We start from the raw sequence: 13990 nt of genomic DNA on the forward strand, positions 1-13990 counted from the left end.
TAAACCTATTAAAATATCATATTGTTTTCTAATTAAGAAAATAACTTTCAGAACAAATGGGCAGATATGGAGATTTCAGATGTGCAGTGCGACGATTAGTTAAACGAATGTTTCAAACTACCGTCATTGCGAGGTACGAAGCAATCCCCTACATGCTAAGTCCCACATAGTTTGGGATTGCTTCGTACCTCGCAATGACGGGTTTTATAAATGTTATTTCACAAACGTCATCACTGTTTTTTCCAGCTTACCTGATGGTTACTCAGGATGACAGTTTTTTATATGTCATTCCCATTCAGAATCAGCGGATTTTACTACCCCTATGACTTGACATTGAGTAATTTACGCGTTCACCAAACAAAGCTCTTTTACTTTAGCTACGGTGAAATCAACTTCGTCTTTTGTGTTGTATTTGGAAAAGGAAAACCTCACCGAAGGCCTTGACGAGCTTGCTCCTATCGAGGTAAGTACATGCGAGCCAATATCGGTGCCCGAGCTGCAGGCGCTGCCGCCTGATGCCGATATGCCGCTGATATCTAAATTAAATAATAACATATCTGCCATTTCCATCTCAGGAAAAGCTACGTTAAGTACAGTATATAAACTCTTTTCAGGGTCGGTTTCGCCGTTAAAGTTTACGCCGGGGATTTCGCTGGCCAGTTTGCCCAGCATGTATGATTTTAAGCCCTGGATATGTGCCTGGTGTTGCTCCATTTCGGCATAGGCCAACTCTAAAGCTTTGGCCAGGCCAACAATGCCGTAAATATTTTCGGTACCGCCGCGCATATTACGCTCCTGCGATCCGCCGTATATTAAAGGTTTTATTTTAATGCGGTGGTTAATGTGTAAAAAACCAACGCCTTTAGGCCCATGCAGTTTATGACCGGCGCAAACCAAAAAATGAGTTTTAAGCTTACTCAGGTCATGCTGATAGTGCCCCATGGTTTGTACCGTATCGCAATGATAGATGGCATTATAAGCCTCGCAAAGGTCGCCAATGCGGTTCATATCCGATAGGGTACCAATCTCGTTATTGGCGTGCATGATAGATACAAAACTCCTGGCATTATCCTTCAATAAAGTCTCCAGGTGGTCGTAATCTACATTGCCTTTACTGTCAATATTAACAAAGCTTAATTTGATGACACCCGATTTTTCCATAGCCTCCAATGTATGCAATACGGCATGGTGCTCAATATGGCTGGTTATGGCATGGGTAATGTTATGATCAATAATGCCGCAACGGATGGCTGTGTTATCGGCTTCGGTGCCGCTCGAGGTAAAAAATATTTCAGCAGGCGAAGTATGCAGCAGCCCGGCTATGGTTTTGCGCGACCTTTCGATTAGCGTACGCGCCTCCCTCCCATGTGAATGAATTGAAGATGGATTACCATAATGGTTTTCCATCACTTTATACATTTCTTTTAAAACTTCAGGGTCAAGCGGCGTAGTAGCAGCATTATCAAAATAAACACGCATCGTTATAGTAATTATTGATTTATTGAATTACTGAATTAGTGATTTGAAGAGTAAACTCAACAATTCATCAATTCAATCCTTCAACAAATGGGTCAGTTAACTTATAAAAACTCTTTATTAAATCACAACTTAATGATTTGGTTAAGTCTAACGCAATAATTCATTAAATCAGTAATTCAATAATTAATTCAAAATCTCTTTAATATCCGCGATTATCTTATTTGCCAGTCCGTTGGCAACCGTTTCTGAATTGCCCTCGGAGTAAATACGGATAATCGGTTCAGTATTTGAACGACGCAAATGTACCCATTCTTTATCAAATTCTATTTTCAAACCGTCAATTGTTGAGTGCGGTTGTTTCATGTATTTTTCTTCAACCTTGGTCAAAAGGGCGTCAATGTCCATTTCGGGGGTTAAAGTGATCTTATTTTTGGAAATAAAATAACCAGGATATGACTGACGCAGGTTTGAAACCGACTTGCCATATTTAGCAAGGTGGGTTAAAAATAAGGCAATACCAACTAAAGCATCGCGGCCGTAGTGTATTTCGGGATAAATAATACCACCATTACCTTCGCCACCAATTACGGCGTTAACTGCTTTCATTTGGTTAACCACGTTCACTTCGCCTACTGCCGACGCGTGATATTCGCCGCCGGCCTTTTCGGTAACATCGCGCAACGCACGGGTCGACGACAGGTTGGATACCGTATTACCCAAATTATTCTGCAGCACGTAATCGGCTACGGCAACCAGCGTATATTCCTCGCCAAACATATTGCCATCCTCGCAAACAAAGCACAGGCGGTCAACATCCGGGTCAACGGCTATACCTAAATGAGCACGCTTATTTAAAACTTCTTTTGACAAGGCTGTGAGGTTCTCCGGCAACGGTTCCGGGTTATGCGGAAAATTGCCATCGGGCTCGCAATATAATTCGTGAATGGTTTTTACACCCAGTGCCTTTAGCAAGGCCGGTACAAAAATACCGCCGGTAGAATTTACACAATCAATTACAATATTAAAATCGGCCTTTTTTATAGCTTCCACATCAACCAGCGGCAATGCCAGTACAAGATCGATATGTTTTTGCAGCCAGCTATCATCAAGGGTAACCTTACCAAGGTCGTTTACATCGGCATATTTAAAATCGCTGTTTTCGGCAATTTCCAGTACTTCTTTACCATCTGCATCACTTATAAATTCGCCATCGGCATTCAGTAGCTTAAGCGCGTTCCATTGTTTTGGGTTATGGCTTGCCGTTAGTATAATGCCACCTGCCGCCTGCTCGCCTGTAACTGCAACTTCAACAGTAGGCGTAGTTGAAAGGCCAAGGTCTATTACATCTATGCCGAGGCCTTGTAAAGTACCTACTACCAGGTTATTAACCATAGTGCCAGATATGCGGGCATCGCGGCCTATCACAATTTTTTTGATCCCTGATTTTTTAACTGCCCAGGCACCGTAAGCCGATGTGAATTTTACAATATCAAGCGGTGTTAAACCATCGCCGGCAGTACCACCAATGGTACCGCGTATTCCCGAAATTGATTTTATAAGTGTCAAAATTGTAATGTTTTTGTTGCACAAAAGTAAAATATTTAAGCGATTGCCTTGTACAAATTATATTTTTCTGCAAACGTTTGCTCAGCGAAAAACACCTTATACGGCTTTAAAAACTGCTTTATAGTTGTTACCCTTTTTAAAGTTTAACGTTTAAACAGGCCAATCTGCATGTGACATGTAAACTAACCTATGTTTTAGTTTTTATTAAGCGCTTGTTATAAAACTTGTTTTAAAGTATTTAATAACTTTGAACGAAAATATAAAATTCAATTTGCATCAATGCCAGATTACATCTTACAACTCGACCGGCATTTATTTTATTTCATCAACCACGATTTGGCCAACCCGTTCTTTGACCTGGTTATGCCCTGGTTCCGCAATCCTAAATTCTGGATTCCGCTTTATATTTTCATTATTGTTTTTTCATTATGGCGGTATAAAAAAGTGGGCGCTGTTATCATCATCCTGTTGGCAACAACAGCAGGCTTTGCCGATTTTACAAGCGCTACCCTCATTAAGCACCAGGTACAAAGGCTTCGCCCCTGCCGCGATCCGGTTGTTGGCTTAACTGATATTAACCGCATTCCATGCGGAACGGGTTACAGCTTCCCTTCAACCCATGCGACCGATCATTTTGCCATGGCCATATTTTTATGCCTTGTTTTTGGCAAAAAGTGGCGCTGGGTATGGTTTGCTGCAATTTTCTGGGCCGCGCTGGTATCATTTGCCCAGGTGTATGTGGGAGTTCATTTCCCTGTCGATGTAATTTGCGGGGCTATTTACGGCTCGCTTGTGGGGATGCTGTTTGCCTATATTTTCAAAAAAATACAACCTGCCTTTTAATGGAGATCTGGAAAGTTTTACTGTTATTTTTAAGCGCCTCCTTTGGTGGCCTATCTGTTTTTTTATTCAGGGGCGATAATCATAAAATGCTCAAACTTGTGCTATCGTTTAGCGGGGCATACCTATTTGGCATAACGGTTTTGCATTTAATACCCGATGCTTACCACGGCAATGATAATTATGTGGGGGTGTTTATCCTGATTGGTTTTCTTTTCCAGATTGTTTTAGAGCTGTTTTCTGACGGCATTGAGCACGGCCACATGCACAAACACCAGCACGACCTGGTAACTTTCCCGGTGGGTATTATGGTGAGCCTTTGCCTGCACGCTTTTTTGGAGGGGATGCCATTGGCGCAGGGCAACCAGGATCAGTTGGTTTATGGCATAGCACTGCACCATATACCGGCAGCGTTTGCTTTAGGTACTGTGCTGCTCACCAACAAGCAAGGCCGTAATAAAACCGTTTTTTTTATTTTGTTATTCGCCGTAATGGCGCCGGCGGGCTACTTTTTTAGTAATGCCTTAAGCACCAGTAATATTGGTAACCTGCAGCATTACTTTAACAGGATAATGGGCGTGGTAATTGGTGTCTTCCTGCACATATCCACCACCATATTATTTGAATCAAGCGCCGATCACAAATTTAACTTACGAAAAATGGCGGCTGTTCTTTTGGGAGTTGCCATTGCGTTGGCGGGAAGCCCCCTAACCCATTAAGCCCCCTAACCCCCTGAAGGGGGAACTTTTTGAATTGTTAATTTGAATTTGCAACTATTGTTCCCCCTTCAGGGGGGTAGGGGGCTTAGGCGCTATGCGCTAATTAATACTCTCTAACATTTTAATATACAGCTCAATACCTTCTCTTATTTCATCTACATATACAAACTCGTCAGCAGTATGTGACCTTGCCGAATCGCCGGGGCCAACTTTGATTGATGGGATATCCAGCAACGATTGATCTGAGGTGGTTGGAGAGCCATACGTTGTGCGGCCTAAAGCTATACCGGCTTGCACAATAGCATGCTCTTTGGGGATTGATGATGGTTTAAGGCGGATAGATCTTGGCTTTACCTCGCAGCTTACGTGCTGGCGGATGATTTCCAGAACCTCCTCATTGCGGTAGGCATCTGTAACCCGAACATCAACCGTAAACACACAACTTGCCGGTACCACATTATGCTGCGAACCTGCGTTGATAATGGTAACCGACATTTTTATGGGCCCAAAAACTTCCGATTCTTTGGGGAACTTAAAACTGCGGAACCATTCAATATCTGTTAATGCTTTATAGATGGCATTTTCGCCTTCTTCTCGGGCAGCATGCCCGGCGCGGCCATGAGCGGTGCAATCCAACACCATTAAGCCACGTTCGGCAATGGCCAGCTGCATCAGGGTAGGCTCTCCTACTATACCGAAATCAAGTTTACCCAGGTCGGGGATAATGAGTTCAAGTCCGTTTACGCCCGAGATTTCTTCTTCGGCAGTGGTAGCCAGGCAAAAATTATATTTCAGGTTTTCCCTGTCGTGAAAATAAAGAAATACAGCTATTAACGATACCAGACAACCGCCTGCATCATTACTGCCAAGGCCAAATAGTTTGCCGTCTTCAATTTTGGCATCATATGGATCGCGTGTGTAACCTGAATTGGGTTTCACGGTATCATGATGTGAGTTGAGCAGTATGGTTGGCTTTGCCGGATCAAAATGCCTGTTCCATGCCCAGATATTGTTAAGCTTGCGATGGGTGGTTACGCCATGTTGTTGTAAAAACTCGTTAATCAGATCGGCTGTACGGTCTTCTTCTTTACTGAATGATGGTATAGATATCAGCTGCTGCAGTAATGTAACTGCCAACTGGTATAAATTGTTGCTATCGGTCATAGATATCGGGATAATCCCATGAATGTTATGCGGGCAAAATTAATAACTTTTTATGTAACGATACTGATAAACGAATGGTATTAATATTCGGGTTTAAATTAAAATTGTAGTTTTGAAATTCAATCTATTTATCCAAAACAATGAAAAAAACATCAATCTTATCTATCTTATTTTTAATGCTGATGGCAGGCACTTCCTACGCCCAGCAAACCAGCAACTACAACAAAAACGGTTACAAGCTTACTTTTATCAACTATGACAATACGCTTGATACTGCGCTGAAAACCAGACTGATAAACACATTTTATAAAGTATATCCTGAACTGGCAAATGCCTACAACAAAAAAACACTGAAGGCAGTTACCATGATTATAGATACCAGTTACAAAGGCGTTGCCGAAACCGCAAACGGCATTGTAACCATAAGCTCGCGCTGGATGCACCAACGCCCGGAGGATATTGATGTGGTAACGCACGAGGTAATGCACATTGTGCAGGATTATGGCCAAAGCACCGGCCCGGGCTGGTTAACAGAAGGTATTGCCGATTATGCACGGTTTAAATTTGGCGTTAATAACCCGGCAGCCAACTGGTCGTTACCGGCCTATAAGGCCACTCAAAACTATGACAACAGCTACCGGGTTACAGCGCGTTTCCTGGCCTGGCTTGAAAAAAGCAAGCCCGGAATTGTGAAAACTTTCGATAGCAAAATGCGCGACCATACCTTTACCGACGATACCTGGAAACAACAAACCGGTAAAACATTGGATGAGTTGTGGAAAGATTATTCAGCTAACCCAGTTGTCTGAATCAGAATTTTCAGAATTTTAGAATTAACAGAATTAGTCTGAACCGGAATTTATCGAATTATTTGAATTTCCAGAATTTTGAGAATTCAAATAATTCCGCAATTCGATAAATTCCGGTTTCAGACAAATAATTTTCAAATCTTCAAATTCTCAAATTTTCAAATCAATCAATCCTCCTCCATCTTCGAGTGTTTGCGGGTATCCCTCATGGTAACGTAAAGCACCAGCGATAAAGCGATACACACGGTTACGTACCAGTAAAACCATTGGGCGTGATGCGCTGTTTTAAAGCCTAAAGCAATGTATTCGGCCGAGCCGCCAAATATAGATACCGCTATGGCATACGGAAAACCAACACCAAGCGCACGGATATTTGCTGGGAAAAGTTCGGCTTTTACCACAGCGTTAATTGATGTATACCCGCTTACGATAATAAGCGCGGCCAAAATAAGGCCGAAGGCAATCCAGCCGTCTTTTGTGTCTCCCAGCAATGTGAGTATCGGGATAGTTGTTATTGTACCTAAAATGCCAAAACCTATTAGCAAAGGTTTGCGCCCTATATTGTCAGACAGCAAACCAAATAGCGGCTGTATAAGCATAAACACCAGCAACGTAAGGCTCGAAATTAAGGTGGCTTCGGCCTTGCTGAAACCCGATGTATCTACCAGGAATTTTTGCATATAGGTTGTAAAAGTGTAAAATGCCAATGTACCGCCTGCTGTAAGGCCTATCACTGTAAGCACAGCCTTCGGGTGTTTGGCAAGTTCGGCAATAGTGCCGTTTGTTGTGCTGGTTTTTTCTTTTTCTTTGGAAAAGGAAGCTGACTCCTGTAAACTACGGCGCAGGTACATGGTAATCACAGCCAAAAAAGCTCCAATGCCGAAGGCAATGCGCCAACCCCAGTCATGTAACTGTTGCTCAGTTAAAAATATCCTTTGCAGTAAAACCAATAAGCCCAGGGCAAGCAACTGCCCCATAATGAGGGTTACATATTGAAAGCTGGAATAAAAACCCCGGTGCTTGCGGCCAGCCATCTCGCTTAAATAAGTCGCGCTTGTGCCATATTCGCCGCCCACGCTTAAGCCCTGTATAACCCTGGCCAATACCAGCAGCAGCGGCGCTGCAACGCCAATAGTTTTATAACCTGGCGTTATGGTAATAATAAGCGAGCCAAGGCTCATGAGCAGAACGGATACTGTAAGCGCCTTTTTGCGGCCATGTTTATCGGCATAGGTACCCATTAGCCACCCGCCTATCGGCCTCATCAAAAAGCCGAGCGCAAATACACCCGCAGTATTTAATAGTTGGGCTGTCTGGTCGCCTTTTGGGAAAAAAGAGCTTGAAAAATAAAGTGAAAATGCCGAGTACACATACCAATCATACCATTCAACCAAATTGCCTAACGAGCCGCCAATTATTGATTTGATACGGCCGCCTGTTGTTTTGACGGTAACTTGGGATGTATTAGTCATATTTTGCTTAAAAAAGATAAACGCATAAATGTACTATAATCAAATTAGCGCACAAAAAACTTAATCAGCCTAATCTAACTAAATCAACTACTCACTATATTTAAAGCATGCTTTTTACTGAAGATTTTTTGCATTATGTATGGAAATTCCGCTTGTTTGACCGTTCAGATCTGCGAACGGAAGATGGCGAAACGCTGGAGATATTTTCAACTGGTATTCATAACAGCGATTCGGGCCCCGATTTTCATAATGCCAGGATTAAAATTGGAGAAACGCTTTGGGCTGGCAATGTGGAAGTGCACCTTTCGGCTTCCGATTGGCAAAAGCACGGACATACCACCGATGAGGCTTACAATAATGTGATTTTGCATGTTGTTTACAACAACGATTTGCCATTAAAACTAAACAACGGGCGAACAGTACCTACCCTGCAACTAAACAACAGGGTTCCGGCCGAATTATATGGCCGTTATCACCAGATGATATTCGGCAACCAAACTATTATACCGTGCGAAGCCAGCATCGGTACAGTGGACGGTTTAATTATGCACAACTGGCTTACCCGTGTTTTGGTGGAACGGCTGGAAAAAAAATCGGCTGCAGTAATAGCTGCCCTTGCCATTAACCGTGGCGATTGGGAGGAAACGTTTTACCAGTTTTTAGCCGCCAATTTTGGGTTTAAAACAAATGCCCTGCCTTTTGAACTGCTGGCAAAATCGTTGCCGCAGCTTACATTGGCCAAAAACAAAAATAACCCGATGCAAATTGAAGCGCTCATATTTGGCCAGGCAGGTTTTTTAGAGGGCGACCTGAAGGATGACTATCCTGTTAAACTAAAAAAGGAATATGATTACCTGCGAAAGAAATACAGCCTAAACCCGATAGAAAACCATTTATGGAAATTTATGCGCTTAAGGCCGCCCAATTTCCCAACCATCAGGCTTGCCCAATTTGCAGCGCTTATTGTTAGCGCCAATCACCTATTCTCGAAAATATTGGAGATAAAAGATATAGATGCCTTACGCAACCTGTTTGCATCTATTAAAACAAATGAGTATTGGGACAATCACTATCGGTTTGATGTTCCTTCAAAACCATTGCCTAAAGTTATGGGAGCGGCTTCGGTTGATGTATTGCTTATTAATACCCTTGCCCTGTTCTTGTTTAGCTATGGCAAACATCATCAGCAGCAATATTATATTAGCCGCGCGCTAAAACTTTTAGAAAATTTGCCGGCCGAAAAGAACAATATTACCGCAGATTTTGTTAACTTAGGGGTGAAAATTACTAATGCATTTGAATCGCAGGCGCTAATCGAACTAAAAAACAACTATTGTAATTACAAGAAATGCCTGCAGTGCGGCGTTGGTAATAAAATATTAAAGCTCAGCTGAAATGCTACAAAGAATATTAACTTTTTTTGAACGCTACTCCTTTGGTGTATGTACGTACCTGGGCGAAAAGTTTAACGTTTCGATAGCCAAAATCCGGTTGTTTTTTATTTATTCCTCCTTTTTAGCGGTTGGCTTTCCACTTATATTTTATTTCTTCGCAGGCATCGTGCTTGATATCCGTAAATTCGTAAAGCGTACCCACACCAGGGCTACTGATCTTTAACAGGATTTTTTTGAAAATAGAAGTAGCTGACTTGCCAATCTTTTATTAATCTTATTACTTCACCGGGGCTTGATGATAGCTTCATCGTCAACGTAAAAACAAATAACGTATTAAGTTTAGGTACTTACACCAACATTCCGGTTATTACAGCATCCTGCAAATTGCGTACTTTAAACTTGGGTTTGTAACAGTAATGCGCAAGTTGTTTTACCCAGGTGCTGTTATAGCCAAATACCATTTTTATCATCCTTACCCGCGTTGAACCTTTGGGATATCCATATTTGTACCAGGTAAATTTAGATTGGTCTATTTTAAACTGATCGGTAAAATCCGCCAGGAAAAGGTCTATTTCTATATCAAAAATATCAAGGTCGAGATCCAGGCTGGTTTCAAGGCAAAGGCTGCCGGGGTCTACACTGCGAATTTTGTAGCGGCTGCAATAATCAACAATAAATTCTTTTAAAGGGGGCAGTATCTCTTCCATTAATTGAATAGTTTTGATCATGTTGGTTATAGGACGTTGTTTTAAAAACAAAGGTTGCATCATGGAGACCAGTTTTTTTTAAAAAGGTTACCGAAATATTAAAACGTTTTCAATTGTGCTTAGTATACTTTTCGATGAATATTTAACAGGGTATTGTTATTATTGCAATCAGTTTACCAATTACCATGAAATTAAAAGTTATTGCTTTTGATGCCGACGATACCCTTTGGGTCAATGAACCTTATTTTCAGAATACAGAGAGAAAGTTTTGCAGCCTGCTGGAGGACTTTTTGCCCGAACATGATATTTCAAAAGAGCTTTTTAAGGTGGAAGTTGATAACCTGCCCCTTTACGGTTATGGGATAAAAGGTTACATACTGAGCATGATTGAAGCCGCATTAAAAATATCAGATAACAAGATCGGTATTGATACCATAAACATTATTTTACAATATGGACGGGAGATGCTCAATGAGCCTATTGAACTGCTGGATGGCGTGGAGCACGTTTTATCAACGCTAAAAACTGATTATCGCCTGGTGGTAGCCACAAAAGGCGATTTGCTTGACCAGGAACGTAAACTAAAAAAATCGGGCCTGTCGCATTATTTTCACCATATCGAGATCATGAGCGATAAAAAAGAAGATGATTATATTAAATTGATAAAACACCTGGATATCCAACCAGAAGAGTTTATGATGGTGGGTAATTCCCTTAAATCAGATGTAATGCCGGTGTTGAATATTGGTGGCTATGCCATACATGTGCCATACCATACCACCTGGGCGCATGAGCATGTGGAGACAAGTTTAAGTCATGAAAAATTCATGCAGGCCGATAAGCTCGCCGATATCTTATCATCGGTAAAAAGATGAAGAAAAAATTAGATCTTGATAACTGGCTACGTAAAGAACATTTCCTTTTCTTTAAGCAATTTGACGAGCCATATTACGGCGTAACCGTAACTATGGATTGTACAGCCGCCTATGTTTTTGCCAAAGAGCGAAAGGTATCCTTCTTTTTATATACCATGTACCTCGCCTTAACTGCTGCGCAAAAGATAGCCGAATTTACCTACCGTATTGAAGGCGATGATGTATACATCCATGATCAGATAGACGGAGGATCGACCGTTGGGCGTGCAAATGGCACATTTGGTTTCGGATCGTTTCCATACGCGTCTTCATTTGATGAATTTATAGTTACCGCCAATCAAGAGGTTGAGCAGGTGCAACAATCCAATGAGCTGATACGTTCTTCGGCCACCAATATCATCCGTTTTTCGTCATTACCCTGGATTGATTTCACCAGTTTATCTCATGCCCGGATGTTTTGTATTGAAGATAGCTGCCCAAAAATCTCTTTTGGTAAAATGACACTACATCAGGATGGAAAAAGATCAATGTCTGTATCTATACACGTACATCATGCCCTGGTAGATGGCTTACACGTTGGGCAGTTTATTGATAGTTTTCAGCAGTTAATGAATAACGGCCTTTAAACCGTTTTTTCCATTACAATAAGTTCTATCGGTTCTTTTGGTGCTCCAAACCTGCCGTGATCATGAAATGGTTGAATTTCGCCCGTGAATGCGTAACCACGCCGCTCATACCAGCCAACCAACTCCTTACGGCTCCGTATTACCGTCATGCTGATTGTATGCAGGCCAAGTTGCTTTGCAATTACTTCAGCCTCCTCTATTAAAGCGCGGCCTACTCCCCCGTTTTGCAGCGCCGGCGATACGCTAAACATCCCAAGGTATAACTTATCCCCCTTAACTTCAAGGTATACTGTGCCTATGATGTTACCGTCGGTGCTGGTATACTTTAAAATGGTGATGGCATCGTTATTCAGGTAATCAATCAACATCGGCTCATCAATCCTGATACCGCCAACCAGGTCGGTTTCTGTAGTCCAGCCTTTTTTTGATTCTTCGCCCCGGTAGGCACTGTTAATCAATATATTTAGTTCGGCTACATCGGCAAGCGTTGCTTTGGTTATTGGCATAGTATTTTGTTTTTGGGAGGGCAAACTTAGTATTTACAGCAATAAATCCCTAACAAAAATTAACCGTTTACAACAATTTATAGTCCTCGCGGGCCGGGCTAAAAATATCAATCAGTTTGCAATCAGTTACAGCGGTACCGCCATGCACAATATTTGATGGGATAATTGCAAACATTCCGGGATCTAATACCTGCGGAATGCCATCAACTGTAAGTTCAAATTTGCCTTCCAGCACAAACGAATACTGTTCGTGTACGTGTTTATGCATCGGTAAAGATATCCCTGCCTTTACTTCAATAAAATTGATGGTGTTAGAATTAGTATGGATTAGTTTTGAAAAATAGCCGGGCGCAATCTCTTTGGTTTGAATATCGCTAAACAGGTGGAAAAATTGGTTTTGCATGCATCAAATTTACACTACTATTTTAAACTTTGTATCTTTTATTCAATTGCTGTTGTCTACCGGGTAAAACAATTCTCACGTTTTGTCAGGACTGTGAATGGAGTAAAAACACCATGTGATTAACTAAATTTATAACCAAATGTTGACCGTTTATAATGCCGCAATATTTGAAAACCATCTTATCTTTATGCAGTTATTAGATAAGTTACACATCACCCCATCATGGCTTTTATTGATTACTATAAAATATTAGGAATAGACAAGGCTGCTTCGGACAAAGACGTTAAAAATGCGTACCGCAAGCTGGCCCGCAAATATCATCCCGACCTAAATCCCAACGACGCCGAAGCAAATAAAAAATTTCAGGAAATAAACGAAGCTAATGAAGTATTGAGCGATCCCGAAAAACGCAAAAAGTACGACAAATACGGCGAAAACTGGCAGCATGGTGAAGCATATGAACAACAAACCAGGCAGCAACAAAACAGGCAACGTAGTAGTGGTGGGTCGGGCGGTTTCGAAGGATTTGGAGGAGGCTTTGGCGGTGGCGAAGATTTTTCTGATTTCTTCCAATCGATGTTTGGTGGTGCCGGTAGTGCAGGTGGCGGACGCCGCACAGGTTACCGTGGCCAGGATTTAAATGCCGAATTTCAATTGAACCTGCAGGATACTTTACAAACACATAAGCAAACGCTTACGGTTAACGGAAAAAATATACGTATTACAATTCCGGCTGGCATTGAAAATGGCCAAACCATTAAAATAGCCGGCCATGGCGGCACGGGTGTAAATGGAGGCCCTGCCGGCGACCTGTTTATTAAATTTAATATTCCGGCGGATGCCCGTTTTAAGCGGGATGGAGCCAACCTTTATAATACCATTGATCTTGATTTATATACTGCTGTATTAGGCGGCGAGATTATGGCCGAAACACCAACCGGAAAAGTAAAAGTTAAAGTAAAGCCCGAAACTCAAAATGGTACCAAGGTAAAACTGAAAGGCAAGGGTATGCCGGTTTATAAAAAAGAGAATGAGTTTGGCGACTTATATCTTACCTATAATATAAAAATACCAACCAACCTTACCGACAAACAAAAGCAACTGTTTGAAGAACTGTCAAAATCCTGATTATTATGAAAACGGAGAATCTAATTACAGTCAACGAATTTTGTATTTATCATAACGTGGAGTTTACGTTTATAAATTCGTTGCAGCAAGCAGGGCTTGTTGATGTTAAAGAAGTTGACCAAACCATATTTATCCCTGAATCGGAATTAAAAAAACTTCAGAAAATAATTAGTTTGCACGAGTTAGATATCAATATCGCCGGCATTGAGGCTATAACCCATATGCTTGACAGGATTGAACAAATGCAGGAGAATATGCGTGGCTTGCGTAATAAGCTGAAGATGTATGAAGGAGAGTAATTT

The 13990-nt window shown here is 41.6% G+C and carries 16 protein-coding genes; 9 read left to right on the forward strand and 7 right to left on the reverse strand.

Features of this window, described 5'->3' with window-relative positions; genetic code table 11:
- Positions 1–342: 342 nt before the first annotated feature.
- Together FSB76_RS30945 and glmM are read right to left on the reverse strand one after the other, a co-directional pair.
- The gene (locus tag FSB76_RS30945) at positions 343–1479 is read right to left on the reverse strand and encodes a cysteine desulfurase family protein (RefSeq protein ID WP_147060445.1); all 1137 of its coding nucleotides are present in this window, start codon (positions 1477–1479) and stop codon (positions 343–345) included.
- A 183-nt stretch (positions 1480–1662) separates the two neighbouring features.
- Positions 1663–3045 carry a phosphoglucosamine mutase gene (gene glmM, locus FSB76_RS30950; protein ID WP_147060447.1) on the reverse strand — a complete coding sequence of 461 codons (1383 nt, stop codon included), beginning with the start codon at positions 3043–3045 and terminating at the stop codon, positions 1663–1665.
- A gap of 279 nt (positions 3046–3324) precedes the next feature.
- Between glmM and FSB76_RS30955 the strand changes: the two genes are divergently transcribed.
- Both FSB76_RS30955 and FSB76_RS30960 read left to right on the forward strand, forming a co-directional pair.
- Positions 3325–3888, forward strand: coding sequence for a phosphatase PAP2 family protein (locus FSB76_RS30955; RefSeq protein ID WP_147060449.1), 564 nt, complete (start codon positions 3325–3327; stop codon positions 3886–3888).
- A complete protein-coding gene (locus FSB76_RS30960) occupies positions 3888–4604 on the forward strand; it encodes a ZIP family metal transporter (protein WP_147060451.1) in 717 nt (238 codons plus the stop codon). The genes FSB76_RS30955 and FSB76_RS30960 overlap by 1 nt, the downstream gene beginning before the upstream one ends.
- Positions 4605–4703: 99 nt before the next feature.
- Here the strand turns inward: FSB76_RS30960 and FSB76_RS30965 are convergent, their stop codons facing one another.
- Positions 4704–5768 (reverse strand): M20 family metallo-hydrolase, encoded by a 1065-nt coding sequence (locus tag FSB76_RS30965; RefSeq protein ID WP_147060453.1) that lies wholly within the window; start codon positions 5766–5768, stop codon positions 4704–4706.
- A gap of 140 nt (positions 5769–5908) precedes the next feature.
- Between FSB76_RS30965 and FSB76_RS30970 the strand changes: the two genes are divergently transcribed.
- A complete protein-coding gene (locus tag FSB76_RS30970; protein ID WP_147060455.1) occupies positions 5909–6577 on the forward strand; it encodes a basic secretory protein-like protein in 669 nt (222 codons plus the stop codon).
- Between the two features lie 167 nt (positions 6578–6744).
- Here FSB76_RS30970 and FSB76_RS30975 read toward each other — a convergent pair whose 3' ends face one another.
- On the reverse strand, positions 6745–8049 hold the full coding sequence (locus tag FSB76_RS30975; RefSeq protein WP_147060457.1) for an MFS transporter: 1305 nt from the start codon (positions 8047–8049) through the stop codon (positions 6745–6747).
- A gap of 107 nt (positions 8050–8156) precedes the next feature.
- Between FSB76_RS30975 and FSB76_RS30980 the strand changes: the two genes are divergently transcribed.
- Complete coding sequence (locus FSB76_RS30980; protein ID WP_147060459.1) at positions 8157–9443, forward strand: DUF2851 family protein; 1287 nt, start codon at positions 8157–8159, stop codon at positions 9441–9443.
- Between the two features lies 1 nt (position 9444).
- On the forward strand, positions 9445–9666 hold the full coding sequence (locus FSB76_RS30985) for a PspC domain-containing protein (RefSeq protein ID WP_147060461.1): 222 nt from the start codon (positions 9445–9447) through the stop codon (positions 9664–9666).
- Between the two features lie 124 nt (positions 9667–9790).
- Here FSB76_RS30985 and FSB76_RS30990 read toward each other — a convergent pair whose 3' ends face one another.
- Entirely contained in the window at positions 9791–10171 is a 381-nt protein-coding gene (locus FSB76_RS30990; RefSeq protein WP_158643021.1) for a DUF1493 family protein, read from the reverse strand.
- Positions 10172–10335: 164 nt separating this feature from the next.
- On the opposite strand from FSB76_RS30990, the gene FSB76_RS30995 reads away from it, so the two are divergent.
- Complete coding sequence (locus FSB76_RS30995) at positions 10336–11025, forward strand: HAD family hydrolase (RefSeq protein ID WP_147060463.1); 690 nt, start codon at positions 10336–10338, stop codon at positions 11023–11025.
- Complete coding sequence (locus tag FSB76_RS31000; RefSeq protein ID WP_147060465.1) at positions 11022–11651, forward strand: chloramphenicol acetyltransferase; 630 nt, start codon at positions 11022–11024, stop codon at positions 11649–11651. Before FSB76_RS30995 ends, FSB76_RS31000 begins: the two co-directional genes overlap by 4 nt.
- Here FSB76_RS31000 and FSB76_RS31005 read toward each other — a convergent pair.
- Positions 11648–12157 (reverse strand): GNAT family N-acetyltransferase, encoded by a 510-nt coding sequence (locus tag FSB76_RS31005; RefSeq protein ID WP_147060467.1) that lies wholly within the window; start codon positions 12155–12157, stop codon positions 11648–11650. The two genes, FSB76_RS31000 and FSB76_RS31005, sit on opposite strands and share 4 nt — an antisense overlap.
- Positions 12158–12224: 67 nt before the next feature.
- On the reverse strand, positions 12225–12560 hold the full coding sequence (locus tag FSB76_RS31010) for a cupin domain-containing protein (protein WP_147060469.1): 336 nt from the start codon (positions 12558–12560) through the stop codon (positions 12225–12227).
- 222 nt (positions 12561–12782) lie between these two features.
- Between FSB76_RS31010 and FSB76_RS31015 the strand changes: the two genes are divergently transcribed.
- Together FSB76_RS31015 and FSB76_RS31020 are read left to right on the forward strand one after the other, a co-directional pair.
- Entirely contained in the window at positions 12783–13688 is a 906-nt protein-coding gene (locus tag FSB76_RS31015) for a DnaJ C-terminal domain-containing protein (RefSeq protein ID WP_147060471.1), read from the forward strand.
- A 5-nt stretch (positions 13689–13693) separates the two neighbouring features.
- A complete protein-coding gene (locus tag FSB76_RS31020; protein WP_147060473.1) occupies positions 13694–13987 on the forward strand; it encodes a chaperone modulator CbpM in 294 nt (97 codons plus the stop codon).
- Positions 13988–13990 lie beyond the last annotated feature (3 nt).

This window comes from Mucilaginibacter ginsenosidivorax (assembly GCF_007971525.1).
GTDB classification, from domain to species: domain Bacteria; phylum Bacteroidota; class Bacteroidia; order Sphingobacteriales; family Sphingobacteriaceae; genus Mucilaginibacter; species Mucilaginibacter ginsenosidivorax.

Excerpts from the sequence above, each read along its gene's own strand:
- FSB76_RS30945 (WP_147060445.1), bottom strand. The coding sequence starts at position 1,479 with ATGCGTGTTTATTTTGATAATGCTGCTACTACGCCGCTTGACCCTGAA.
- FSB76_RS30955 (WP_147060449.1), top strand. The coding sequence starts at position 3,325 with ATGCCAGATTACATCTTACAACTCGACCGGCATTTATTTTATTTCATC.
- FSB76_RS30960 (WP_147060451.1), top strand. The coding sequence starts at position 3,888 with ATGGAGATCTGGAAAGTTTTACTGTTATTTTTAAGCGCCTCCTTTGGT.
- FSB76_RS30965 (WP_147060453.1), bottom strand. The coding sequence starts at position 5,768 with ATGACCGATAGCAACAATTTATACCAGTTGGCAGTTACATTACTGCAG.
- FSB76_RS30970 (WP_147060455.1), top strand. The coding sequence starts at position 5,909 with ATGAAAAAAACATCAATCTTATCTATCTTATTTTTAATGCTGATGGCA.
- FSB76_RS30975 (WP_147060457.1), bottom strand. The coding sequence starts at position 8,049 with ATGACTAATACATCCCAAGTTACCGTCAAAACAACAGGCGGCCGTATC.
- FSB76_RS30980 (WP_147060459.1), top strand. The coding sequence starts at position 8,157 with ATGCTTTTTACTGAAGATTTTTTGCATTATGTATGGAAATTCCGCTTG.
- FSB76_RS30985 (WP_147060461.1), top strand. The coding sequence starts at position 9,445 with ATGCTACAAAGAATATTAACTTTTTTTGAACGCTACTCCTTTGGTGTA.
- FSB76_RS30990 (WP_158643021.1), bottom strand. The coding sequence starts at position 10,171 with ATGATCAAAACTATTCAATTAATGGAAGAGATACTGCCCCCTTTAAAA.
- FSB76_RS30995 (WP_147060463.1), top strand. The coding sequence starts at position 10,336 with ATGAAATTAAAAGTTATTGCTTTTGATGCCGACGATACCCTTTGGGTC.
- FSB76_RS31000 (WP_147060465.1), top strand. The coding sequence starts at position 11,022 with ATGAAGAAAAAATTAGATCTTGATAACTGGCTACGTAAAGAACATTTC.
- FSB76_RS31005 (WP_147060467.1), bottom strand. The coding sequence starts at position 12,157 with ATGCCAATAACCAAAGCAACGCTTGCCGATGTAGCCGAACTAAATATA.
- FSB76_RS31010 (WP_147060469.1), bottom strand. The coding sequence starts at position 12,560 with ATGCAAAACCAATTTTTCCACCTGTTTAGCGATATTCAAACCAAAGAG.
- FSB76_RS31015 (WP_147060471.1), top strand. The coding sequence starts at position 12,783 with ATGGCTTTTATTGATTACTATAAAATATTAGGAATAGACAAGGCTGCT.
- FSB76_RS31020 (WP_147060473.1), top strand. The coding sequence starts at position 13,694 with ATGAAAACGGAGAATCTAATTACAGTCAACGAATTTTGTATTTATCAT.